At 42.5% G+C, this 25930-nt stretch carries 18 protein-coding genes and 1 pseudogene; 10 read left to right on the top strand and 9 right to left on the bottom strand.

Annotated elements, in window-relative coordinates; all coding sequences use genetic code 11:
* Positions 1-107: 107 nt before the first annotated feature.
* On the bottom strand, positions 108-1157 hold the full coding sequence (locus ACERC6_RS03165) for an NUDIX domain-containing protein (RefSeq protein WP_373628678.1): 1050 nt from the start codon (positions 1155-1157) through the stop codon (positions 108-110).
* 287 nt (positions 1158-1444) lie between these two features.
* Between ACERC6_RS03165 and hemP the strand changes: the two genes are divergently transcribed.
* Positions 1445-1606 carry a hemin uptake protein HemP gene (gene hemP / locus ACERC6_RS03160; RefSeq protein WP_284674596.1) on the top strand — a complete coding sequence of 54 codons (162 nt, stop codon included), beginning with the start codon at positions 1445-1447 and terminating at the stop codon, positions 1604-1606.
* Positions 1607-1804: 198 nt separating this feature from the next.
* Here the strand turns inward: hemP and ACERC6_RS03155 are convergent, their stop codons facing one another.
* A complete protein-coding gene (locus ACERC6_RS03155) occupies positions 1805-6874 on the bottom strand; it encodes a translocation/assembly module TamB domain-containing protein (RefSeq protein ID WP_373628679.1) in 5070 nt (1689 codons plus the stop codon).
* A gap of 66 nt (positions 6875-6940) precedes the next feature.
* Positions 6941-9751: an autotransporter assembly complex family protein gene (locus ACERC6_RS03150; protein WP_373628680.1), complete on the bottom strand. Its 2811-nt coding sequence runs from the start codon at positions 9749-9751 to the stop codon at positions 6941-6943.
* A 128-nt stretch (positions 9752-9879) separates the two neighbouring features.
* Here ACERC6_RS03150 and ACERC6_RS03145 point away from each other — a divergent pair, with 128 nt between their 5' ends.
* Both ACERC6_RS03145 and ACERC6_RS03140 read left to right on the top strand, forming a co-directional pair.
* Complete coding sequence (locus tag ACERC6_RS03145; protein ID WP_373628681.1) at positions 9880-11214, top strand: MFS transporter; 1335 nt, start codon at positions 9880-9882, stop codon at positions 11212-11214.
* A 137-nt stretch (positions 11215-11351) separates the two neighbouring features.
* Positions 11352-12308 (top strand): tetratricopeptide repeat protein, encoded by a 957-nt coding sequence (locus ACERC6_RS03140; protein WP_373628682.1) that lies wholly within the window; start codon positions 11352-11354, stop codon positions 12306-12308.
* A 209-nt stretch (positions 12309-12517) separates the two neighbouring features.
* On the opposite strand, the gene hemE is transcribed toward ACERC6_RS03140, so the two are convergent.
* The 3 genes from hemE to cgtA all read right to left on the bottom strand — a co-directional run bounded on the left by hemE (position 12518) and on the right by cgtA (position 16010).
* Positions 12518-13585, bottom strand: coding sequence for a uroporphyrinogen decarboxylase (hemE, locus tag ACERC6_RS03135; RefSeq protein WP_373628683.1), 1068 nt, complete (start codon positions 13583-13585; stop codon positions 12518-12520).
* A 66-nt stretch (positions 13586-13651) separates the two neighbouring features.
* On the bottom strand, positions 13652-14764 hold the full coding sequence (gene proB, locus ACERC6_RS03130; protein WP_373628684.1) for a glutamate 5-kinase: 1113 nt from the start codon (positions 14762-14764) through the stop codon (positions 13652-13654).
* 34 nt (positions 14765-14798) lie between these two features.
* Positions 14799-16010 carry an Obg family GTPase CgtA gene (cgtA, locus tag ACERC6_RS03125; protein WP_373628685.1) on the bottom strand — a complete coding sequence of 404 codons (1212 nt, stop codon included), beginning with the start codon at positions 16008-16010 and terminating at the stop codon, positions 14799-14801.
* A gap of 412 nt (positions 16011-16422) precedes the next feature.
* On the opposite strand from cgtA, the gene ACERC6_RS03120 reads away from it, so the two are divergent.
* From ACERC6_RS03120 to trpC, 3 genes are read left to right on the top strand one after another with little or no spacing between them, the layout of a single operon-like run.
* Entirely contained in the window at positions 16423-17046 is a 624-nt protein-coding gene (locus ACERC6_RS03120) for an aminodeoxychorismate/anthranilate synthase component II (RefSeq protein ID WP_284672929.1), read from the top strand.
* Between the two features lie 56 nt (positions 17047-17102).
* The gene (trpD, locus tag ACERC6_RS03115; RefSeq protein ID WP_373628686.1) at positions 17103-18194 is read left to right on the top strand and encodes an anthranilate phosphoribosyltransferase; all 1092 of its coding nucleotides are present in this window, start codon (positions 17103-17105) and stop codon (positions 18192-18194) included.
* 60 nt (positions 18195-18254) lie between these two features.
* The gene (gene trpC, locus ACERC6_RS03110) at positions 18255-19091 is read left to right on the top strand and encodes an indole-3-glycerol phosphate synthase TrpC (protein WP_373628687.1); all 837 of its coding nucleotides are present in this window, start codon (positions 18255-18257) and stop codon (positions 19089-19091) included.
* A gap of 133 nt (positions 19092-19224) precedes the next feature.
* Here the strand turns inward: trpC and ACERC6_RS03105 are convergent.
* Positions 19225-19873, bottom strand: a pseudogene (locus tag ACERC6_RS03105) (MarC family protein).
* 100 nt (positions 19874-19973) lie between these two features.
* The gene (locus ACERC6_RS03100; protein WP_284672932.1) at positions 19974-20615 is read right to left on the bottom strand and encodes a MarC family protein; all 642 of its coding nucleotides are present in this window, start codon (positions 20613-20615) and stop codon (positions 19974-19976) included.
* A gap of 147 nt (positions 20616-20762) precedes the next feature.
* Here ACERC6_RS03100 and queC point away from each other — a divergent pair, with 147 nt between their 5' ends.
* Both queC and ACERC6_RS03090 read left to right on the top strand, forming a co-directional pair.
* Positions 20763-21479 (top strand): 7-cyano-7-deazaguanine synthase QueC, encoded by a 717-nt coding sequence (queC, locus tag ACERC6_RS03095; protein ID WP_373628712.1) that lies wholly within the window; start codon positions 20763-20765, stop codon positions 21477-21479.
* 309 nt (positions 21480-21788) lie between these two features.
* Entirely contained in the window at positions 21789-22367 is a 579-nt protein-coding gene (locus ACERC6_RS03090; RefSeq protein WP_284672933.1) for a TetR/AcrR family transcriptional regulator, read from the top strand.
* Between the two features lie 110 nt (positions 22368-22477).
* Here ACERC6_RS03090 and ACERC6_RS03085 read toward each other — a convergent pair whose 3' ends face one another.
* Positions 22478-23791 carry an NCS2 family permease gene (locus tag ACERC6_RS03085; protein WP_373628688.1) on the bottom strand — a complete coding sequence of 438 codons (1314 nt, stop codon included), beginning with the start codon at positions 23789-23791 and terminating at the stop codon, positions 22478-22480.
* 282 nt (positions 23792-24073) lie between these two features.
* Here ACERC6_RS03085 and ACERC6_RS03080 point away from each other — a divergent pair, with 282 nt between their 5' ends.
* A complete protein-coding gene (locus ACERC6_RS03080) occupies positions 24074-24550 on the top strand; it encodes a peroxiredoxin (protein WP_373628690.1) in 477 nt (158 codons plus the stop codon).
* A 15-nt stretch (positions 24551-24565) separates the two neighbouring features.
* Positions 24566-25765: a glycosyltransferase family 4 protein gene (locus ACERC6_RS03075; RefSeq protein WP_284672936.1), complete on the top strand. Its 1200-nt coding sequence runs from the start codon at positions 24566-24568 to the stop codon at positions 25763-25765.
* The last annotated feature ends 165 nt before the right edge of the window (positions 25766-25930 follow it).

The raw sequence follows: 25930 nt of genomic DNA, 5'->3' as shown, positions 1-25930 counted from the left end.
GTTTCCTTTAATAAACGAATGGAATATAGACAATAACAAATAGATGAATTTTAAAATAAAACACCCTGATTGTCTAGAATTATTTATTGCAAAAATAGGTGTATTTTTTAAATAAATCCACGAATGCCTGCCACTGCCACCGCACCACTGGCCCACGCATCACCCAAATCATCGGGTGATAACCCACCTAAGGCAATCACAGGCACATCAGATAACTCTGCCAATGCCCAAAAATCCCCCCACCCTAAGGCAGGCTCGTTTGGATGGCTTTGGGTTGGCTTAACAGGCGACAACAACACCGCTAGCACAGGATGAACTCGTGCCAATGCATTGGCTTTTTGCAGGCTTTGCTTGTCATGACAGCTTGCGATGATGGGAGCGTTGGGCAAATCTAATGTTGATGAGTGAAACAAATCAAGGTTCATCAACTGCTCTTGGGTCAATCTATGTGCCAAGACTGTAGTGCCACCCATACCATGTGATGTACCAAATGGCACAACAAAGCGTAAATCTTTCCGTACCGATTTTAAAACATCAATCAGCTCATCATCAATCTGTACACCAGCCTGACTACGCACAACCAGCGTGCTGTTTTTAGGCAAAGTTGTATAACAATCCAACCAGTCGGTCTTATTATTAGACTGCTTAAAATATGTCAAAGCATGACTAACGATAAGCACCTCCGGTAAGGTCAACCACATCAAAATCGCTCTATTAGCATCAGGAAATCTCTTTGACTGACTAAGAACAAAACCTTCATCATAAAAACCCAATTGTTGTCCATCCAAGCCCACTGATTGATGACGACATACATCGTATTGACTTTTGGTCATTTTTACCAAATATACATGCAGGCACACACTCCTGCTGGCATAATCATGATAAATCCTACCCATCTTAGTGATGAGATTATCTGTGATGTCAAACCCTATCTCCTCTTGAACCTCACGAACCAATGCCGTCATTGCCGTCTCGCCAATCTCAATCTTACCCCCAACAAATTCCAGTTTTCCACCTTGATGTTGATGGGCATGGCGAGTAGCAAGTAAATACTTTTTACCCTCACCTGCGTTGTATTGTAAAACCGCTATCGCCACTTCAATGGTTGGTTTGTTGGCATTTTCTACTAAAGCTGGTTGAATGCTACCGTTTGTCATTTTTTATATACCGTTTATCTGAAATTTGATAAAAATTCTTAATATTTGCAATTAATATTTGCAATCTTAGAAATTTTTGCTATGATAACAACAAATGATAATTATTGCTATTTAAAAATATTTAGCAGGTGTAAGTTAAAATCAACTTATAAAAATTATCATTTTAATTAGCACAGTTAATACATTTAATCTTTAGTAAATTTGTGCTTTTTTTGTTCAAAGTTTAAGCCAAAAGTGGCTCGGGAAAAAACCCGCAACCCACCAACAAAAGGAATATCGCCATGACTATGACAATCGCTCGCTATTTTAGCAATCGTGAAACCACTCGCCTACCAACCCTGCACTCACAAAATTTATTTGCAATGACCAAAGAAGTGCGTATTGAACATCAAGGCGAAGAATACCGCTTACGCTTAACTCGCAACAATCGCCTGATTTTAACCAAATAAGCAATAAAAGACACCATAAGTTTTTGGGTGGCAAAACACATATAAGACACATATTATTCAGCCACTCAAGCAAAATTTAATTTATGGTTATTATCAGTTTTCTCCAAATCAATAACACCGCTTCATATGGCGGTGTTATTGATTTTTTATTTATGTTTAAGGCATGTCAATCATTCTTAAGACCCATTTTAGCCATGCTTAAAACTTCCATCGATAAATCACATCAACCGTGTTTTGTGCAGCACTGACCGCCTCAATATAAATACGACGGGTCAGCTGATATCGCATGGACAACTCAGACTCGGCATTAAACAGACCCACGCCATAGCGAATATACAAATCAGGGCTAAGATGACCGGTTACACTCACGATGGTGTCATTTGAGCTACCTGACGCATCAATGGTTAAGCTCTCAAGTCCAAATGCTTGACCGATTTGATTGGTGATATTTCTTGTGCCAGTCAGCCCTAAGCTTAAACCGGCCGCCGCTAGACTGTTGGTTACTTTTGAGCGAAAACCTTGTTCGGAGATTTGGCTGTCTGCCGATTCTGTGATACGCCCTGTTACCAAAGCATTCATTGCCTGCTGTTCGGTCAGACCTGCGTCATTAAATACCGTGATTTCAGGACTGCTGATTGTGCCTTTAACACGCACACCCACCGTCTGACCTTCAATTTGTTTTTCACCTTCAATAGATAGGCGTGGGTTTAGCACATCTCCGTTAAAGCGAACCTGAGCATAGTTAAGTTCAAGATTTTGCCCAATGCCATCAATCTTTGTACGCTCAGATACCTGAATAACACCTTTGGCACGCATTCGCCCCTGTCCTGACTGAGTAAGATGCAACGCCCCCGCTAAAGGAAGTTTTGCTCCCAAGCCACGAAATACCACATCATCTCCCAAATCCAAGCCGATGTCAGCATTGATATCCCAAGGCTCAACAACGGCTAATACCTGCTCAATATCACCTGTCGCACGGCGGTCAAGCACAGTAACATCACTCGATTCACTCACGATACTGGCGGTTGACTCTGGCGGTCTGATGATGGCAGATGGTACAGATACCACACCTTGAATCTGGACATATCTTTCAGAAGGTCGAGCGATGATTTCAATATCTGGTGTCGCTTTGGCGGTCAAAAGGGGTGGTTGATTGAGTTCAAGATTCTCGCCTCGTACTCTCATATGAGCTTGCAAGGTCTTTGACCAGTCCAACTCACCCTTTAGTTCGCCTTTGCCTGAGCCTGCCATAAACTCACCCAACAGCTGTGCATTCGTGCCACGCACCTGCATATTGGCATTTATGCTAGATAGGCTAAGCGGTACACCGACCAACGCCAAATTCGCATCAGACAGATGAGCATTACCATAAAACAGTGGTTGTGTAAGCGTACCACCCAGACCACCACCAATGTTGGCAATGCCAGACAGACGCTGAATATTCGGAAAGAATGGACGCAACACCGCAAGATTGATGTCATTAATAAGCAATGCTCCAGAGATGGGCTTATTCTCACCATAAGGATCAACAATCACATCAGCATAACCACGAGCTGCCACCCCTGCCACATCAGCACGCAGCTTTAACCCATCAGCAACACTTTGGGCAATGACAGATACTCGCTCATAAGGCATCTCAACATAAGCACCATCTTGGTCAAGTCCCACACGCCCATTGTCTGAATACAAAACAGCATTAACGCTTGGCTTATCGCCCTGCTGCCAGTCTGCTTGTATTTTACCGCTTAATACCGATTGCCAATGAATGTCGCTAGGTAGCACCGCTGAAAATACCGAAGTATTGAGATTTTGCACCACCAAATTAACACTGCCTGCCGTCTGAGTATAGTGAAGCGTATCTTGCAAGCACAGCGAACCTTGTTGTTCGTGGTTATGCCCCATTGACTGCCAACAATGAGCCGCCACCGAGATACTCTTATCATTAATGCCGTAGCTAAATTCGGTTGGCTGTTTTTGAGTCAGTATGCCAAACTTACTATGCAATGCCCCATTACTTAGCACACCACGATAGCGACCACTTGCTCTATCAAGACTGCCTTCAATTTTAGCATTCACTTGGTTTTGGGCAGATTGCGTACTAATAGCAAGCGTATGATTCTGTTCTTGTCCATAAAAATCAAGACGAGCAGACTTCACCACACGACCCATTGCAATGATATCTTTAACATCAATAAGTAGCTGACTGTCGGCACTGCCAAGATTGATAATCCTGCCCAATGCCCTTGCCTCTTGAATAACCACATTGGCTGTACGCACACCACCTGCCGACACATCAATGTACAAAGTTGGCAAAGAGTTGCCATCATCCATCAAAATGATACCGCCTTTAATCGCTCCTTGAGCATCTGGTAAAATCTGGCTTAAATCCGTGATAGAAATAGTAGTGGTCAGGTTGGATTTGTCGCCATCTAGACGAATACCATTCTCACCCCAGCGTACATCAAGCTGATTGGCATCTAAGCGTTTGATGATATTTTGTGCCATCTTAGCACGACTATCAATTTGCCCTCTTAGAACTAGGATTTCATCAATATTTTTAGGGGTTTGGGTTTTTAGTTGTCCAAAATACGCCTTTAAATCCTTAGGCAAAGACAGTTCAGCCGATAAAGATCCTTTGGCATCAAAAGGCTGATTTCGTACCATGCCCACAAGGTCTAGCTTATCAACATAGATGGTCTGCTGATGCTCCTGCCAATCCCCACGCACCGCCACACTTCCTGTCAAATCACTTGGCACTTCTTTAAAGAATGCCCCAAGATCAAAGTGGTTCATATTCGCCATCATATCCCAAGAATAGCCATGCGTGATATCCAAATATCCTTTGGCATCAAACTCGCCTGCCACCCCATGATAAGCAAGCCTATTGATATGATATTTTTGCCCCTCGCCAGCAACATCTATATTAAAGCGACCCTTAGGCAACTTGTCATGACCTACCTCACCATCAAATCGCACCGCCACATTAGACAGCTGCTCATTATTGTAGTGTCCTGTGCTATTTAACCTACCTGTTATCACAGCATTCAGATTTTCTTGGTTGAAATGATGTGTATCAAGCTCATCTAAATCCGCCAAGACATCCCAACTGACGCCATCATCAAGACCGACCTTGCCTGATAACTTGACCTGACCTGCATTTGAACTGGCGTGAAGTTTATGAATATCAATGGCTTTAAGGTTGCCAGAGATATGCGTGTTAAGCGCCGTCTGTGTCATACTCGGCACAAAAGACTGATTTACTTTGCCATCAAACAACGCATCAAAATGACTCAGCTCGCCATCAGACACACGCACACTGGCACGACCCAAGCCTGCAATAGCAACCATCTGCCCATCATTAAGTTTGGCGGTCAAATCCGACTGCTCAATATTGACATCATGAGTGCTTAGTCCTTTACGCTTAGGATCTTGACGCATTCTGCCTGATGCTTTTAGTGTACCTACGATGCTTTGAAGTGGTGTTTTATTTGGCTCATCAAAATAAGCATTGGGTAACAGTCCAGTGGTCTTGGCATCTATCTGCCATGATAGTGGTTTTTGGGTGCTAGCAAGCTCAACATAGCCAGCCCCTGACAAATTGCCCATTGCTCCATCATAGACAAAATTACTTAAATGGATGCGTTCGCCCCCATCAATCCTTGCTTTGACCGTATAATCCCCCATAGGGGCGACAGACAGCTCATTGATGCGTCCTTGTACATCAATAAAAACCCGCCCTTTTTCTAAACGGATATCTGCCATGCCTTGTGGTGAGCGAATATTGCCTAAATTTGGCACATCTTGGCGAATCAGGTTTTGCCAATCGGCATGAATTTTCCAAGGGGCATTAGGTATATCTTGAGATTGACTTAATGAAACTTGTATCTGCTCGCCATCTTTTTGATTTAAATCAAAGTCAAAACGAGTCTTGCCATCTTCATCTAAATAAAAATAATCAATGCTCAAATCACCCGTCAAGGTCTTTGGCAGATACGCTTGATAGTCTTGGTATTCACTGGGTATAATTTCACGAATCTTGTAGTTATTACCCGTTAAAGTAGCGTGCAACTCAAACTCATCTTTCCATGACATATCAGCTTTGGCGGTCAATGCACCACTTGGTGTGTCAGCACGCAAAAACGGAATCGCCATGCCACCATCACGCACCACACCACGACCACGATAACGACCAGACGGTATGTCTTTAGCCGATAAGTCTGTATTGATTCTAAGTTCAATATCGCTGATGACCCCATCGGCGGTGATGACGCCATCTGTTAAAGTAATGCTTTGTTCGGTCGCATAAGGCAAGACCACTTTATCAAAGCCAATCTTAGCACTAAATGGCGAATTCTCATCTAGACCTTGTGCAATAAACTCCCCTTGAATGTCATAACCATGATATTTGGAGGTCAACGTTCCAACCGTTCGTTTTAGCGTACCTGTAGCATGGGTGTTCAACACACCAAAATAAGCGTTTTTAATCGCCTGCACTTCCACATCTGCTGATACATTCAGTGGATAATCACCAGTCAGCTCAATTTGACCATCAATATTACTGACCGTTACGCTGTCATCGTAGCGGATTGCCGCTCCATTAAGCTTAATTTTGGTGCCTGTCCACAGACCATCATTGATGCGAATGTCATGTAAATAAATAGACTCTTTGGTAGCTTGATGATAAACAATGTGCTTAACTTGAGTATTTTCAAGTTTTAACGCAACAGGCAAATCAATGGTAGCATAATCAAAAGGCTCGTCTGTTGGTGGCTGTTTATTGACAACCTGCAAAGTGTCAATCTGGCTGTTCACCAAATGCACTTGGCGTGCCAACACCGCACGAAAGCCTAACTGAACATAGGCACGATCAATCTGAATCTGCATATCTTCGCCATGAGCAATGACAATATCAGACACCCACACACCCTGCCTTAGATTACCTTCAGAATACTTTAGGCTAGTGCCAGTTTCTAGGGCAATTTTTTCTAATAAAAACTTGGTGCCTGATTGTGTTCCCATCGCATAAAATAAGATGACAAACATCAATACCATTGCAACAAGTAATGTAACAATGGCACGAATCAGATAAATGAGCCATTTTGGCTTGTTATTTGATTGATGGTTTGAGCCATTATTAGGCTGATTTGGGTGACTGCCTAATTGCTCGGTTGGATTTTGACCATGAGAATTTTGCACAGACGATTTTAAAGCGTCGGCATGATTTGTTGTTGTATCACTATTGGATTGATGAGAAAAATTATCAGTCATGGCAAAATTATCAAAAATTTATCAAATATTATATTACTATCACAAAAGTTAAAACACACAGCTCAATTAAAACGGCGTACCAATAAAGAAGTGTAGCTTAATTGGATTGCCTTTTTCACCCACTCCTGTCGCTACATCAACACGCACCTGACCCACAGGAGACGCCCAACGCACACCGACCCCAGCACCAATCTTGGTTGCATTGCTAAAATTCTTATCATAAGCATTACCAACATCGGCAAATGCAGCCAACCTAAGACCATTCATTACTTCATAGTTGTACTCACCACTTGCCACTGCCAACGCCTGACCACCTGTCAAATAACCCTTATCCGAGATGGGAGATAAACTTTCGTAGCTATAGCCACGAATGCTGTGATCACCCCCCGCAAAAAACCTAAGTTTATAAGGTACAGACTCAAAGTCATTTGCCCATAGATAGCCCGCATTGAGACTACCAATCAGCTGATGGGCACGGTCTTTGCCATAAGCATTATCCCCAAAGCTATAAATACCGCCCACGCCTGCTCGCACAATCGCCATGTTTGTATCTGTAACCAGTCCTTTTGCACCCACTTCAACCGAATAGTTTTGACTGTAACCACGCATTGGATTGACAGGATTGTCAAAGGTGTTTTTATTGATGGCATAACCTGCCAACAATGCCTCCTGTCTTGGCTTGCCATCAATAAATCTCACCGGTAAATCCGACCACAGACCAATCGGCACGCCCGTCTCAAGCCCATCTAAACGATAACGAAGAGAGTAGCTCCTATTCCAACCTGATTCATTAATGATATTGCGACTGATACTCTGTTGCAATGTCTTAGCACGCAAATCAAAAGTCCCTACACTGCCACCAACCACTTCTTCATTATAGCTTAGTGACGCACGCAGTTTGTCGTTTAATGGGTGGGTCAAAGGTCTGGTAACATACAGCCCAACCCCTTTTTTCTCTTGGGATAAACGCACATCCGCCCCTGCTTGATACCCATCTTTATTGATGAGATTATGCTCAAACTTAGCAATCAAGCTAGCACCACCATCTGAACCCCAACCTAAACCGATTTGGGCATCACGAGGCTTATCACTACCCACAAAGATATAAAGTGGTACTTTTTTATCAGTGTGTACTTGCTGTGGGGTTTTTCGATGAGCAAGCGTTGGTATGCCTGCTCCTTGAAAAGAATCTGCCACATCACGACTCTCATCAGGCAAAATCATCTTTGCCACACTACTCACCGCATCACTAATCCGCCCCAAGATACTTTTTGATTGCCTATGCGTGTCTGTAACCAATAACCTATCCTCAGGCATACTATATAGCCTTTCTGCCTTTTGAGTAACTAACGCCAGCTTATCTTGGACTACCTGTGAAGCGGTAAACTCAATTGGAGAAACCTCTAATACAACGCCATCTCCCATATCCACAAGCTCGCTTTGTCCCACTTCGCCACTTTCAGCCTCAAGGGAGATATTTTGGTCGTCATCCGTACTAGCAGAATTGGCGGTAGGTAGTACAAGCTCAGTATTCACTGCATTAAAATAACCAGTTGCTAGCAGATTGTTGCTTAAGTTACGCACAGCTGTACGATTATAGGCATCACCCATCTTAAAAGTTACCAGCTTTTTTAGTAGTTCAGCTTTGACAGGCAGTTTGCTAGGGTCGGTGGTTAATTGCTTGGTTTCTTCATCAAAAGTGAAAAACACCACCTCATCAAACTCATACTGCTCACCACTATCATAGATTAAGTTCACATCAGCCAGATTATCTGGCAAGATGACATCTGCTGAGTTACTCAGCCACCTACCATCAAAATAACCCTGTTCAGCACTCACTTCGGTAATAGCACCTTTTGCCGCTTCGTAATGACCATGATGAAAGGTGTCATCAAAGGATAGATTGGCTTTTTCGGTCGCTTTTTGATAGGCAGGGTTTTTTACTCCTTCACCACGCACTTCTAATACTTGAGATGCAATGCGTACTGGCTCACCAAGCTCGTGGATAATCACAGCAACTTTGCCAACTTCTCTCTTGGTGATGCCAAAATCCACTTCATAGTAGCCCACCGCTCTTGCTGCTGACTGTACTGTCTGCCTTAGGCGTGGCAAGGCACTATTAAAATCTCTGACGCTCTCGGCGGTTATGTCTTCAAGGGCGGCCTTAATGTTAGCAAACGGCTCTTGTTTTAGTTCGCCTTTTTTTAGCTTGATGGGTGTTTGCAGACTGTGATTTTGGCTATGATAAAACTCAGTATCAAGGCGTACTACCGCCTCTACACCATCATTGAACAGCCTGCTATATAGTCGTTTTACAATATTAGGTTGTTTAATCTCATCTTCTTCTATCACCACTTGCATGGCGTCATCAAGCTGAGGCTGTCTTTGTGGGATATAGGCTCTTGGGTCAATGCCAACACTTTGTCCATCTTCTGTTGTCAATCCAAGAGTTTGTAAGGTATCTGGAGTGGGAATCTTAGTAATACTATCCACATCAAGACCGACAGGTGTTTTATCATCATCAAGGCGTGAGATGAAATCGGCTTCTGCTTGTGCCACCAATAGTGGGTTTTCTTGGGCGGCATTTTCTAATCGTGCTTGGATTTGGGCTGGGGTATACAACGATATATCAGCGATGCTTTGGGCGGACTGCTCGATTTGCTCATTCAGTAAAGATTTACCATCTTTTAAGGTTTTAGATATGCTATCATCATAAATATCAGCAATGGGCGTGGAGTTTGGCAGCACATCTTGGGTGTCCTTGCTTGCCCACGCTTCGTACGACAGACCAAGCATCGCTAAAGATAGAGTGGTGCGTAACAATCTACCCTGACCGCCTTGAGTTATTTTATCATCTGCCTGCAACCGCTTTTTCATGCCACCGCCCACCAAAAACACCAATTCTTTTAAAAAGATAATACAATAAATATATAATATAAAATAAACACTAAAATAAAAATACCTGCTATTATAACAAACTAATTCATATTAACAATCCTTTATTTATGGCATCACAATTCTCCCTTTTTAAGCGTCGTCATTTTAGTGCAATGTTTTTTACCCAATTTTTAGGGGCATTTAATGACAATATCTTTAAACAGGCTCTTATTTTAATATTAACCTATACCGCTGCGACCAAAATGGGCATGAAAATCAGCCAACTGAATAATTTGGCGGCACTGCTTTTTATTCTACCTTATTTTTTATTCTCGGCATTAGCAGGACAAATCGCTGACAAATACGAAAAATCCATGCTAACACAAAGCATCAAGCTACTAGAAATCATCATCATGGCGATTGCAGCGATTGGTTTTTGGTTTGAGCTGTATTGGTTGCTATTTTTGGCGTTATTTTTAATGGGTGCACAATCCACTTTTTTTGGTCCAGTTAAATACGCCTACCTACCAGAAGTCATGCACAAAAACGAATTGGTCGGAGCCAATGGATTGTTCCAAACAGGTACTAGCCTTGCCATCTTAATAGGCATGATAGTAGCAGGTCTACTCACACAGCTAAATCACGCCAATATATGGCTGATTGGTGTTACTCTCATTGTTGCTATTTTAGGATATATCTCTGCTAAATTTTTACCTTATACGCCTGCTCGTACCACAGATTTAGCAATCAATTGGAATATCTTTAGCACCAGTTTTTCACTCATCAAGTACTTATATTCACTGCCTTTATTGTTTTTTGTCATTATTGGCAATAGTTGGTTTTGGTTCTATGGAGCGACTTTTTTAACCCAGATGCCTGAACTTAGCAAGATGATTTTACATAGTGATGAATCAGTGGTGATTTTGCTGTTAATACTGTTTTCTGTTGGGGTTTCTTTAGGCTCTTTGCTATGCAAAACCTTGACCAAAAATCAAGTCAGTCTAAAGCTACTGCCCTTTGGTATGATTGGACTTAGTCTATTTGCCATTGATTTGTATTTTTCATTATCAGCCATCAATATATCCAGTGGTAGCATACATGACATCAGCTCAATATTTGGCGTACAAGGGGCATGGCGAGTATTTGCCGATTTGTTTTGTTTGGGGTTTTTTGGTGGCGTGTATATCGTGCCGATGTACGCATTCATGCAGGCTTACGCCCCCATCAGCCATCGCTCAAGAATCGTAGGGACAAATAATATTTTTAATGCCATCTTTATGGTTGGCTCAGCAATTTTTTCCATCATCATGTTATCTCAACTAGGGTTGAGTTTACCCATGCTGTTTTTTGTCTCAGGGATACTAAACGCCTTGTTTGGCATATGCTTATATCGCAAACTCATGAAGTATCGCCACACCATGGTCATGAATGATGATAACACAAGTACATTGCGATATTTGTGATTGTTAGTACTAATGTTACAACAACGCAACATTTTGCGACCAAATACTTGAAAAAATCTATCAACCCATTAAGATAAATCTGTTATCATTAAAAAAATATTCCACTTGATATCAAAGTTGTATTTAAGGAACTTATCATGAAAAAACTTACCGTATTAGCACTTAGCCTAAGCATACTGGGTCTAAGCAGTGCAACTGTTCACGCAGCCCCAAAAAATACCAAAACAACCACCACCAAAACATCTGCAAAAGCAAAACCTTCAGCCAAATCCAAAACCAATAAAAAAACCTCAAAAACCACCTCAGCACCAACCATTCAAGAGCTAACCGCAGGTACAATCTCTCCGCTAGCCCCACAAATGCGTAGTGAGATTACCACCACCATCATCAATAACAACGCCGCCAATCTTCTAGCCACCCCCATTGCAGGTCTGCCCACACCAGCAGCAACCATATCCAACATTCAAAATGTCCCAACGGTATTAACCCCTGCCAATCAAGCAGGTAATATCCTAATGGATACCACCTTGATGGATGAGTTTATTGCAACAGTCTCACCAAATGCACGCCACTATCCGCCAAGTTTCCCAACGGTAACCGCCGAATATCTAGCCACTCAAAATGTCAAACACTTGTCAGACTGGATTGAACCTTTTGCCAATGCTTCGGACGCATCTTTTGATATTGTCTTGCGTGCCGCCAAACTAAACGGCATCGCTCGCAACCTAAATGTCGGCACCGACTATTCTGTGCGCGCATCAAATCATATGCAAAAGGCCTTGCGTCTAAAACCAAACCACCCTGAAGCCAATTTTCTGTTGGGCATGATGATTAGTGAAGCAGGTGGTTTTAATGAAGGTAAAAAATATCTAGACAAATCAGTCTCGCTAGGCTACATTGAAGCAGAGCAAAGCCTTGCTCAAGCAGACCTATTAAATGACAAAAAAGATGCTGCCTTGTCACGACTAAAGGCATTGCAAGCCAAGCATCCTGACAACGCTCAAATCGCCAATCAAATCAAAATCATCAATGAAGGTGGTTACTATATTTGGCGTTCTGATGACAAGCCACTTAATATCAAACCTGTTAAGTAGTAATCAAGTATTTTTGATTGGCATAAGATTGCTTATAAAATAATGCTTTATAGAAAATTCTGTTTTTGGGCATCTGCACAGAAACAGAATTTTTTGTTGCTCATCAAGACTAATTTGGATAGACAACCATCAAATAATTGGTACAGCCACTCACCCAATAAAAAAACCGTCCACTCGGTCGGTTTTTTTATTATAATGCAGTTAATGCTTTACAGTTGAAATTCATGCACCGCATCAACAAATACTTTGGCATGATCTGGATTTGCCCACTGAGTGATACCATGGCCAAAGTTCGCTACATAACCTGTATGGATACCGCTACCATAGACATCGCTTAGCATATGTTGCACCGCTTGGCGGATACTCTCAGGCGTTCCGTATAGGGTAGCAGGGTCTAGATTGCCTTGAATCGCCTTGGTACGACCCAATGCCACACGAGCCTTATCTAATGGCATGGTCCAGTCAAAACCTAACGCATCTGCCTTGCTATCTGCTTGCACATCAACCCATAAACCGCCACCTTTGGTAAACATAACCACAGGTACATCAGGATATTTAGCTTTTAGGACATCGATGATACGGCGGTTATATTGATGGCTAAATTCAATAAACTGGCGATGACCTAACGCCCCACCCCAACTATCAAAAATCTGCACAAGGTTCGCCCCTGCAACAATCTGAGCACCCAAATACTCAGCTACTGCATCAGCGATTTTATCCAATAATGCGTGCAACAACTCTGGGCGTGCATACATCATTTCTTTGGCATGGCGATATTCTTTTGAACCACCACCTTCTATCATATAAGTCGCCAGCGTCCAAGGCGAACCACTAAAACCAAATAATGGCACTTGCCCACCCAAAGCATGACGAATACTCGTTACCGCATCAGTAACATAGCTTAGATCTGCCATGTTTAGCTTAGGTAGGTTAGCTATATCAGCTTCGGTGCGGATGGTTTTTTGAAATCTAGGACCCTCGCCTGCTTCAAAGTACAGACCCAAATCTAAAGCATCAGGTACAGTCAAAATATCACTAAATAAAATTGCCGCATCCAACTCAAAACGACGCAAAGGTTGTAAAGTTACTTCAGTAGCACGAGCCGTGTCTTTGCACAAGCTCAAAAAGTCACCTGCTTCAGCACGAGTTGCCTTATATTCTGGTAGATAACGCCCTGCCTGACGCATCATCCAAACAGGTGTAGTATCCACCTCTTCAAAACGCAATGCTCTTAATAGTCGATCATTTTTTAGAGTTGGGAAATTATTATTTGTCATAAAATATCCATCAAATTATTGAAATCAAATGATTTAAGATGTATAAAATAAACACTTAGCGTATCATCAAAGAACCGCCATGTCATCACGATGCACCATAATGACTTTGTCATTATTTAAATTCAAAATTCGTACAACTTCATCGGTGTGCTTTTGAATGATGGCTTTGGCATCTTTGCTACCAAAACCTACTTGCCCCACCGCTAAACGCACTTTTTGGGTATTGACAATTTCCACCACATCACCTGCATCAAAATCGCCTTGAACCTCCACAACACCCACAGGAAGCAAAGATTTTCCTTGCTCGGTAATGGCATTCATCGCCCCATCATCAATCACGAGCGTACCCACCATACGAATGTGGGTAGCAAGCCATTGTTTTTTTGCAATCAGGCGGTCGGCATGATCGGTGGTCAGTCGTGTGCCAATAGATTCGCCGTCCACCAATCTTGTGATGACATTTTCTACCTTGCCATTAGCGATGATGGTTGGACAGTTTGCCATTGCGGCCAATCTACCTGCACGGATTTTGGTTAGCATACCACCACTACCCCATTTACCGCCATCACCTGCCACATCAAGCAAATAATCCGCCATGGCTCGTTCGTTTTGTATGAGCGTAGCATTGGGGTTGGTGCGTGGATTATCGGTAAATACACCCTCTTGGTCAGTCAAGATGATGTATAAATCCGCCCCCACCAGCGTGGCACTCATCGCCCCTAAAGTATCATTATCCCCAAATTTTATCTCACCAAAACTTACCGTATCATTTTCATTGATAACAGGCACGACACGCCACTCAATCAGCTGGCTTAAAGTTTGGCTAATATTTAGATAACGAGAACGATGAGCCAAATCATCATGAGTAAGCAAAATCTGTGATGACTGCACGCCTTTTTGGATAAGAGCCTGCCACCATGTCTCAATCAGCCCCATTTGCCCAATAGACGCACAAGCCTGCAAGGCGGACAGTTTTTTGGGGCGTTCAGGCAAGTTCATCCGAACCACCCCTTCAGCAACTGCTCCGCTAGAAACCAGTATCACCTCAATGCCACGAGCGTGGATTGTGGCGATTTGCCTTGCCCACTCATAAATGGCAGTGCGGTCAAGCCCACGACCATTATTCGTCAATAAAGACGAACCGATTTTAATGACAATACGCTTTGGTTGATTATTCATAAAACTCTCTCAATATTGCCAACAAAACCCTTGATTAATAAGGAGCGTATTCCACCGCCACATCATAATCGTCATCATTCCAATCATCATCGTCATCCGACAAGCCTTCTCGCTCGGCTTTACGGCGGGCACGATAAGCCTCTTTTTGGATTTCGGTATTGTGACGAACCTCTTCTTCTAGACGAGCAAAGCGTTCAGCTTGTGCTTTGGCAAAATCACCATCTTCCGCTTCTCGTTCTTGTTCTGCCTCAATTTCGCTCATCAGGTGATATTTAATCTCATCAACACCTTGTCCACTGATGGTTGAAGTGCAAAAAAACTCACCCTGCCAGTCTAGCTCTTTGATGATGTGCTCGCACACATCATTCACCTCGCCATCATCTAATTGGTCAATTTTATTTAACACCAAAATTTGTGGTAATTCACTAAGGCTTTTTGAAAATTTTTCAAGCTCATGCAAAATGATTTTGGCGTTATCCACAGGATCAGAGCCATCAATAGGCTTGACATCTACAATATGTAGCAATCTGCGAGTACGAGCAACATGCTTTAAAAAACGAATACCAAGTCCTGCTCCATCAGATGCCCCTGCGATCAAGCCTGGAATATCTGCCATCACAAAAGATTGGTGCGTGCCAACATCCACCACGCCCAAATTAGGCACAAGCGTAGTAAATGGGTAATCAGCAACCTTAGGGCGAGCTGATGACACTTGGCGGATAAAGGTGGATTTTCCAGCATTGGGCAATCCAATCAAACCCACATCCGCCACAACTTTTAGTTCTAATTTGATATTCTTAGCTTCCCCAGTAAAACCTGGAATGGCTTTTCTAGGGGCTTGGTTGGTGGAGGTCTTAAAACGAGTGTTGCCAAAACCGCCATCACCACCTTTGGCAACCAATACCATCTGCCCAACTTCTGTCAAATCACCAATCACCACATCAAGGTCGGTGTCAATGATGGTTGTGCCAACTGGCACTTTTAGATAAATGTCATCTGCACCTTTGCCAGAGCAGTTTTTTGAGCGACCATTTTCGCCTCGCTTGGCTTCAAATTTACGAGTATAGCGAAAATCTACCAGCGTATTGGTGTTGTCATCAGCAACGACATAAACACTGCCGCCCTTACCGCCATCTCCGCCATCAGGACCACCTTTTGGGATGAATTTTTCACGGCGAAAGCTGACGATACCATTGCCACCATCGCCCGCCTTTACACTGATTACAGCTTCATCAATAAAACGCATGAGTTTCTCTTTAAAATTTTTTAAAATTAACTTAGCATTATAGCATAATTTTGGGAAAATTTGATTTTATCTATCAAATCTCCGCCGAAAAAATAACCCAAAATATAGCGATAAACCTCTATTTACTCACAAAATTAGTCTATTTTTTCTCCCACTGTCTGATCAGAAAAGCCCATCACAGCCACCACCGAACAGACAGCATGTATTGGTATTGTTATGGCATATGGAGTAGAATATTTAAATCACCTAAAGCGAAAATCTCAGTGCATCGGTGTTGTCATCAGTAGCGACATAAACACCACTGCCGTTGTTGCTTTGACAGATGTCAAAATAATGTTAAAATACCACCCATATCCACGATTAGATATTCATCACTTCATCTTAATAATCAAAATACGCACAAGGACATAAAATGCTTTTAATGATTGATAACTACTGCAGCTTTACCTACAATATTGTGCAATATTTTGGCGAATTGCAACAAAATATCCAAGTACTTCGTAATAACGAAACCACGCTTGATGAAATCCGCACACTCGCCCCCAAAGCCATCATCTTAGGCCCTGGTCCTTGTAGTCCAACAGAAGCAGGTGTTACCTTGCCCATCTTAAATGAACTATCAGGCGAAATCCCCATCTTGGGCGTATGCTTAGGTCATCAAGCAATCGGGCAAGCCTTTGGTGGTCAAGTCGTGCGAGCAGGTGAGGTCATGCACGGCAGACTCTCCCCCATTCATCATCACAACACAGGCGTTTTTGAGGGACTACCTAGCCCGTTTAATGCCATTCGCTATCATTCACTTGTGATTGATAAAAATACCCTGCCTGACTGCCTAGAGCTGACTGCATGGACAAAAAACACCGATGGCAACATTGAAGAAATCATGGGCGTACGACACAAAACACTAGCAGTAGAAGGCGTACAATTTCACCCAGAATCCATCTTAAGTGAACATGGCTATCGCATTTTTAATAACTTTTTGGCACGGCATGGACTATCAAAATTAGAACACAACGCCCTACCTCAGGTTGCTTAAGTTAATTGCAATCAGCCACCTATAGCCACCAACCAAACCAACCTGCAAGGATTGACATGATTACACTTGATAACATCCACTTACTTGACGATGATGAGATTCACAGTTTTTTAAGCCAAAGCCTTAATCAATTATTAAAACATCAAGACCTAGATGCCACTACCATGCGTGCGGTCATGCTTGCCATCATGCATGGACGCTGTCCTGATGCCTTGATGGGAGCGATTTTGATTGCTCTGCGTCTTAAAGGTGAGAGCATTAACGAAATCAGTGTTGCTGCTGATGTCATGCGACAACTGGCAGATAAGGTGGTGCTTGATGATTTGACTGGTGTGGTGGATATTGTCGGTACAGGTGGCGATGGAGCAAGTCTCTTTAATGTCTCAACCGCTGCTGCTTTTGTGGTCGCATCAAGCGGTGCTATTGTTGCCAAACATGGCAATCGTGGCGTTTCTACCAAATCAGGTTCTTCAGATTTATTACAATCGGCAGGAGTTCGCTTAGATTTAGATAATCAGCAAATCCACGCCTGCCTTCATGAACAACAACTGGGTTTTTTATTCGCTCCCAATCACCATAAGGCAATGAAGCACGCCATCGGTGTCAGAGCCCAATTAAAGGCACGCACTATCTTTAATGTATTAGGTCCACTGACCAACCCAGCTGGCGTGGTCAATTCGGTCATCGGTGTGTTTGATAAATCTTTATGCCACCCATTGGCACAGGTCCTAAAAAACTTAGGCAGTCGCCATGTCATCGTGGTGCATTCTACCGATGGTTTAGATGAATTTAGCTTGGCAGGTGATAACTTTGTTAGCGAACTAAAAGATGGGGTTATCACCGATTATATTGTTCGACCTGATGATGTTAATTTAGCCACACAATCTTTAGAAGGATTGACCGTTAGCTCCCCAGAAGACAGTTTGTCTCTAATAAAACAAGCCCTACAGGGTACATCAGATGACGCACGCATCAAAAAAGCTCAAGACATCATCGCCTTTAATGCAGGGGCGGCAATTTATGTGGCAGGCAAGGCCGATAGCTTAAGACATGGGGTTGAGCTTGCCAAACAGCTCATCAATCATGGTCAAGGCTACCAAAAATTACAAAAATTCGCCGCTTTTACTCAATCGCTAAAATCCACCTAACTGACATTTACCCTAAATAAACAAGACTTCGCCATCTTAACAATATCATCGGAAGACGCCATGACTCACCCAAACACACCAAGCATTCTACAAAAAATAGTCGCAACAAAGCACCAAGAAATCATCAATGCAAAACAACAACTTAGTCAAGAAGCCCTGCTTGACATCATTCATCAAAACAAAGATACACCAAGGGGTTTTGCTGATGCCTTGCGTGCCATTGATACCAAGCGTGGCAACATCGGCGTCATCAGCGAAATCAAAAAGGCTAGCCCATCAAAGGGCATTATCTGCCAAAATTTTGACCCCACTGCCATTGCTCAAGATTATGCCAAAGCAGGTGCTACCTGCCTATCGGTTCTGACCGACCGTGAGTACTTTTTGGGTCATGACAACTACATGAAAGCCGCCAAAGATGCCTGCGCATTACCTGTGCTTCGTAAAGATTTTATGGTGGACGACTATCACATCTACGAATCTCGTGCCTTAGGAGCAGATTGCATTTTACTCATCATGACATGCCTTGATGATGAAACAGTGTTTCGCCTGCACGCACTTGCCATTGAATTGGGCATGGATGTATTGATTGAGATTCACACTCAAGATGAGCTTGAGCGTGCCTTAAAACTTCCCAAAAGCAAGCATAATATCTATGGTATCAACAACCGAGATTTAAATACTTTTAAAGTGGATTTAGCACACAGTATTCGCCTGTGCGAGCGTTTGTTTGAGGTGCTTGGTGATGATGCGTTAGTGGTGAGTGAAAGTGGCATTAATGATGCAGATGACATTCATCTTATGCAAAATAACCGCATTCACCATTTCTTAATTGGCGAGCAGTTTATGAAAACCGATAATGCTGGCGATGCTCTAGCCAAGCTATTATCTAGTATCTAACCCATCATTGATATTTTGATACAAGTTTTTATCACCAAAATTATCTACCAGTTTGATTAACCAACTGATGCCAGATAACAAAAAAGCGAATGAATTCATTCGCTTTTTTGTTATCAACCCATTAACAGAGCAATTATCCAAGTTGTGGAAATAGCGTTCTAAGACCATTGACCATAATCTCAATGGACAACGCCGCCAAAATAATACTCATCACACGATTGATGACATTAAGACCTGTATTACCCAACACCTTACTAATCCGCCCTGCCCCCATCAAGCATGCATAGCAAAACAGACTGATGGCAAGTCCTGATGCCAAAATCATCAAAATACCTGCAAGACTGTTATACTCAGCAGCATAGATAATCACAGTAGAAATCCCACCAGGACCTATCATCATCGGAATGGCAATTGGCACAACTGCCACGCTTGCAAGACCGCCCACTTGACTTCGTTCACTGATCTCGTCATCGACATCTTTTTCTTGGGGCTTGGCAGGATTGTTACCAGCACTCATCATATTAAGAGCAATCAGCAATAGCAACAAACCGCCCGCCATACGAAATGACCCTAAAGAAATGCCCAATACCTGCAATAATAGCTCGCCAAGCAATACAAAAAACAAAATCGTAATAAATACGGTCAAGCAAGCAGTGCGTGCCACTTTTTTCTTAGCATTATCCGAATGACCATTGGTAAAATGCAAAAACAGCATCAATGCCCCCAATTGGATTGATTAATACCACAAATGCCAGCGTAATTTTAACTATATCAATTTCCACAACCATCATTCATCTTTTGCAAAAGACATCGTTCATTTAAAAACATCTTCATTCAAGAAGCAAAAACAATTCGTCAATTGTCAAGCCTATCAATGGATTATCACAAACTGGTGGCGGCATAAATCACAGGCAACACCGCCTTGATACCACTAATGACAATCTCAACCGCCACTGCTGCCAAGAGCATACCCATCACACGACTCATGATACTAAGCCCTGTATCACCCAAAAATCGGCTAATCTTAGACGAGGTTAACAAAGAAATATAGCAGAACACCGAAATCAAAAATCCTGCCCCTACAATTGATAATTTTTGTGAAACCGATGGCATTTGACCAGCATAGATAATCACAGTAGAAATCCCACCAGGTCCTATCATCATCGGAATGGCAAGTGGCACAACCGCCATCGCCGCCAGTGGGCTATGCACACTAATACTATCGCCATCAGGCTTAACAGGGTTGCCGCCACCATTCATCATGCTAATGGCAATCAAAAATACCAAAATCCCACCTGCAATCTGAAACGACCCCACCGAAATCCCCAAAAATTTCAGCAGATGATCGCCCATGAATGCAAAGAATGCCACAGTCGCAAATATGGTCAAGCAGGCAATTTGAGCGACTTTCTTTCGGTCTTTAGGGGTGTAACCATTGGTGATATTTAAAAACAACCCCAATGCACTAAAAGGGTTGATAAGCACCACAAAAGCCAAAATAATCTTAATCAGTTCAATATCCATAATTTTTCTTAACTACCATTGTTAATCTTTAATAAACAACTCGCAATAAACACCTATTGTAACATAAGGCAGATGAAATACTTACCAAAATCCGCACTTTATGGTAAAATTTTACTTTCTTTTTATCAGCAAAAGCACCTTACCAGTATGCAAAACACGATTGATAATAACGATTTTCAAGATAAGCACGCCATCGTTCTATTCTCAGGCGGACTTGATTCAACCACTTGTCTTTACTGGGCAAAATCACAATTTAAAAGCATCACCGCCATCAGTTTTCGATATGGACAACGACATTCTAGCGAACTTATTGCTGCCAAAAAAATCACCGAAAATCTAGGCGTTGATCATCGCATTATTGATATTGACATCGCTCAACTTGGTGGCTCTGCTTTAACAGATCAAAACATCAGCGTGCCTGATTATGACGCCCACTCCAATGCCGTACCCATTACTTATGTACCTGCCAGAAATACCATTTTTTTATCTTATGCACTGGCAGCAGCTGAGGTCATGCAGGCAAATCACATCGTCATCGGCGTCAGTTCGGTAGATTTTTCGGGCTACCCTGACTGTCGCCCTGATTTTATCGAAGCATTTGAAAACCTTGCAAACCTTGCCACCGTTGCAGGGCGTGCAGGCAATCATCTAAGCGTCCTTGCCCCATTGCAGTATCTCTCAAAATCTCAAACCCTAGAGCTTGGTCTGTCTTTGGGCGTGGATTATGCCAAAACAGTATCTTGCTATCAAGCAGATGATGACGGTCGTGCCTGCGGTATGTGCGACAGCTGTGCACTACGCCAGCAGGGCTTTGCTCATGCAGGCATTGCCGACCCTACTCGCTATCGGCACTCGGTAGATTAACTGTTTTTAAAGCACCAAAGCCACAGTGATTGCCTATGGCTTTGGTGCTTTTTAATCTTTGATTTTATTTAATGATTAACTTTTCTATACCTTTTCAATAAAATACCGACCAGTTGGTTTTTAAAAACTTTGGCTTCTTGTACAACTGTCCATTACCGCTTTATACCATCTTAACCGTGCTATTATATCCAAAAAAAGCACCGAATTTACCCACCGAAATGGTATCAGCTCATCATAAGCATAATAGCCAATGGCTTTTTAAAATCAATGATTCATTCACGATTAGCCACCCAAAAATACAGGAAAACCATGGAAAATCAATTACTTGATTTATTTAACAATACCCAAACAAAACGCAAAAACAACCCTGAGCTACTAAAGCACAATCTACTTATTGCCGCCAAGACACTCATGCTAGAAGATGGCATTGCCAACCTTTCCATTCAAAAAGTCGCCACTTTGGCAGGGATAAGTAAAGGTGGGTTGTTTCATCACTTTAAGAATAAAGAAATGCTGATTGCTTCTGTATTTGAGCTATTCATCGCTCAAGTAAACACCGCCATTTTAGAAGAGATTGAGCAGCTTGGCGAAAGTAAAGGTGTGTTTACTCGTGCTTATGTGAATGTATTTTTTTGCAATGATAGCATTGGTCTATCTAGCGACTGGGCAGGCTTGATTCGTGCCATGAATGCCGAGAGCAAACTTGTTGTACTATGGTCAAATTGGCTAAATCACAAACTAAAAACCTACGCCCATACCGATGATGATGTGCGTCTTGCTAGCATCCGCCATGCAGTTGACGGGGCTTGGTTAAATGACCTATCTGATGACAATCTGCCCAAGATTCATGCTTACCTAAACAAGCTGATTGATGATATTGTGGCATAAAATACACCAAGTTGTACATTGGGTTATTTTAAGTGCTTGTTAAAACATAAAAAACACCGCCTTCGTTAAGCGGTGTTTTTAAAATAAGCGATCAGCTTGATGGATACAGCCTAGATGGCATAACCCAACGCATAGAACGCCACCAATACCACAGCGATAATCACTGTACCAATGTTTAGTTTATGAAACTCGCCTGCAATGATGCGTCCAAGTACCAATGACGCAAAACCAAGCATGATACCAGTTACAATGTTTGCTGTTAGCACAATGAACACTGCACAAACCAGGCCACTCATCGCACCCACAAAGTCTTCAAAGTCAAGCTTTGAAACATTGCTTAGCATAAGCAAACCCACATACATCAACGCAGGTGCTGTTGCATAGCTTGGCACTAAGAACGCCAAAGGACCAAAAAACAGCATAAGCAAGAACAATGCACCCACCACAACAGCAGTCAGTCCCGTCTTGCCACCAACTGCCGTACCTGCCGCCGATTCAATGTACACAGCAGCAGGTGCTGTACCAAACAGACCTGAGAAAATACTTGACACCGAATCAGCAGTCAATGCCTTGCCACCATTGATGATTTGACCATCTTTATCTATCAAGCCTGCCTGCCCTGCCACCGCACGAATCGTACCTGTGGCATCAAACACCGCTGTCATCACTAAAGCAAATACCGCAGGCAACACTACCGCATTTAATGCACCCATGATATCTAGATTGAAAAACTGCGACTCACCATCAATCACTGGTAATTTAAAGATAGAGCCGCTAAATTGCACATTCGGATCAATAATCAGCCCAATCGCCGTGATGGCGATAATCACCCAAAGAATACTGCCCTTGACTCGCTTGCGTTCAAGACCAATGATGGCAGCCAAACCAAGCAATGACATCAGCACAGGGAATGAAGCAAATTCGCCCATCTTGACAGGCAAGCCTGCATCATTTTTAATGACCAAACCCACGCCATTAGCAGCAATGAGTAGCAAAAACAAACCGATACCAATACCTGCACCATGAGCGATGGCACTTGGCAAATTTCTCAAAATCCAAGCACGAATGCCCGTTACCGAAATCAGCGTAAACACCACACCCATCAAGAATATCGCACCCAATGCCACAGGAATGCTAATACCTTGACCCAAAACAAGACTAAACGCCGTAAAGGCAGTCAAGCTGATTGCACAACCAATCGCCATCGGCACATTTGCCCACAGACCAATTAAAATTGAGCCAAGACCTGCAACCAAGCAAGCAGCAATGAATACTGACTCAGCAGGAAAGCCCGCTTGCGACAGCATATTAGGAACAACGATGACCGAGTACACCATCGCCAAAAATGTCGTCAAGCCTGCAATGATCTCTTGACGCACAGAAGAGCCACGCTCTTCGATTTTAAAAAAAGAAAGCAAAGACATAAAACGCCTATTGAGTTTGCCAAAGTAACAATAAAGAAGAAAAAATTTACTAATTTTACTTGATGGTGAGTTTTTTTACAATTTTTAACGAATAGATTTTTGTAATTTTAGATAATTTTTTAAAAATTTAGAAAAAACACGGAGAAATTATGCGGACTTTTGCAAGTTTTTTAGGTAAAATGGTATGCCTTAATGAAAGATGATAAAGCCTAGCACTTTATACCTAGCACCTTATCTCAATCTTATTTTTCTTTTATAGCAACAGAACATTTAGTATCATCCATGAAAAATACTCAAGAAAATATCACCCTACCTACTTTTCTGGTCAATCTAGTGGTAGGCGATGATGAACACACCATCAGCTTACCAAATTGGTTACAAGAATACAATCAAGGATTGATCTTGTATTTTTACCCAAAAGACAACACACAAGGCTGTTCAGTACAGGCGGTTGATTTTAGTCAGTTAAAACAAGCATTCGCCAACAAAGGCTATCAGGTCATTGGCGTATCTCGTGATGGCATCAAGTCGCACCACAATTTTATCAACAAAAAAGAGCTATCCATCGCTCTTGTTAGCGATAGCAACGAAATGCTCTGTCAGCACTTTGATGTCATCAAAGAAAAGATGATGTATGGCAAGACGCATTTAGGCATTGTTCGTTCAACCTTTGTGTTTGATAGTGCAGGGCAGATGATTGCCAGCTATCGCAACATTAAGGCTAAAGATCACGCCCAAACGCTACTAGATATGCTATAAATTCATGCAAAACCCATGAAAGTTCTACATTTATCGTCATCATTAAAGCATGATGAATCCGAGCGTGGCATCTACGCCATCACGCACGCACTCATGCGAGCAGGTCATGAATCTGTTGTCATTGGTGCTGCTCACGAAGATGAGGAGTTGGTTACTCGTCTTTTGCGTGATGGCACGATTTATCACCGCTTGCCCATGCCAAAAAAATCATGGTGGGCATTAAAGCATGTCTACAAACTAAGACAGCTCATCTGTGAATATCAGCCAGACATCATTCATGTACACTCTCGAACACCTGCATGGGTGCTACACTGGTCATTAAAACTCATCGCTAAGGACAAACACCCCAAAATAGTCGCCACCATGTATGGATTTTACCCGCTCAATTCATACTCTAGAGCACTATTTAATGCCGATATTATTATCACCGCTTCAAAAAGCATAGATAAATACCTAAAAGACAAACTTACCGACAAAGAAGAAGATTTACAACAATTACCCTTTGATATCATATGCGTCAAGCGAGGCATTGATGTTCGCACCTATCCCTACCGCCATCATGCTTCGGTGTACTGGCTGCATAATGTTTTTGCTCAGTATCCAGAACTTGAACACAAAAAATGGCTACTATTTCCCACACCCATTGGCACACAGTATGGTCAAGAATGGCTGGTAGATATTCTGGGAAATCTGCAAGACAAATTCCCTGACATTCACGCCATCATTGCTGAAGACTTAGAGTTCAACTTAACCGACCAAGATGTATCCCACGAAGAATTCATTCAAAGAATTCATGCATTAGGACTAGATGATAAAGTTACTTTCATCGGCAGACGACCGCCCGATATGAGAGAGTGGCTGTCATCCGCCAACATCGCTCTTGCTCTTGCTAATCATCCAGAGAGTATCGGCATCACCGCCTTGCAAGCCATTCATCTAGGTACGCCTGTCATCGGTTGGGCAAAGGGGGCATTTGCTGATATTTTATCCGCCACCTACCCACAAGGTTTGGTCAAAGAGCAGACCGCTACCGCTTTATGCAAAGCAGTCAAATCACACCTACAAAATCGCCTACGCCCCACCATGACACACGAATACACCATCGAGCAGATGACTGCTGAGACTTTGGCAGTGTATCAGTCGCTTATGCCTGAATGCAAACTGGTAAAAAATGACCGTCATGACAACTTGGTTTGTATTCGCATTGATGACTAATCCTATTTGTTCAGCCATTTATGGGCTACCACTCAATCTGGCACATCAACCGATACAAACACAACCAAACACAACCAAACACAACCAAACACAAAAAAATAACCCAGCTTATCTAAGCTGGGCGTGTGGGTAAATACCATCCATAGCAAACAGTCCTTTGGCAAT

Origin of the sequence: Moraxella sp. E33BD (assembly GCF_041807865.1) — a bacterium.
Classification (GTDB): domain Bacteria; phylum Pseudomonadota; class Gammaproteobacteria; order Pseudomonadales; family Moraxellaceae; genus Moraxella; species Moraxella haemolytica.
Note: the sequence above shows the minus strand (reverse complement) of the source record. Positions and strands in the feature narration are given on the sequence as shown.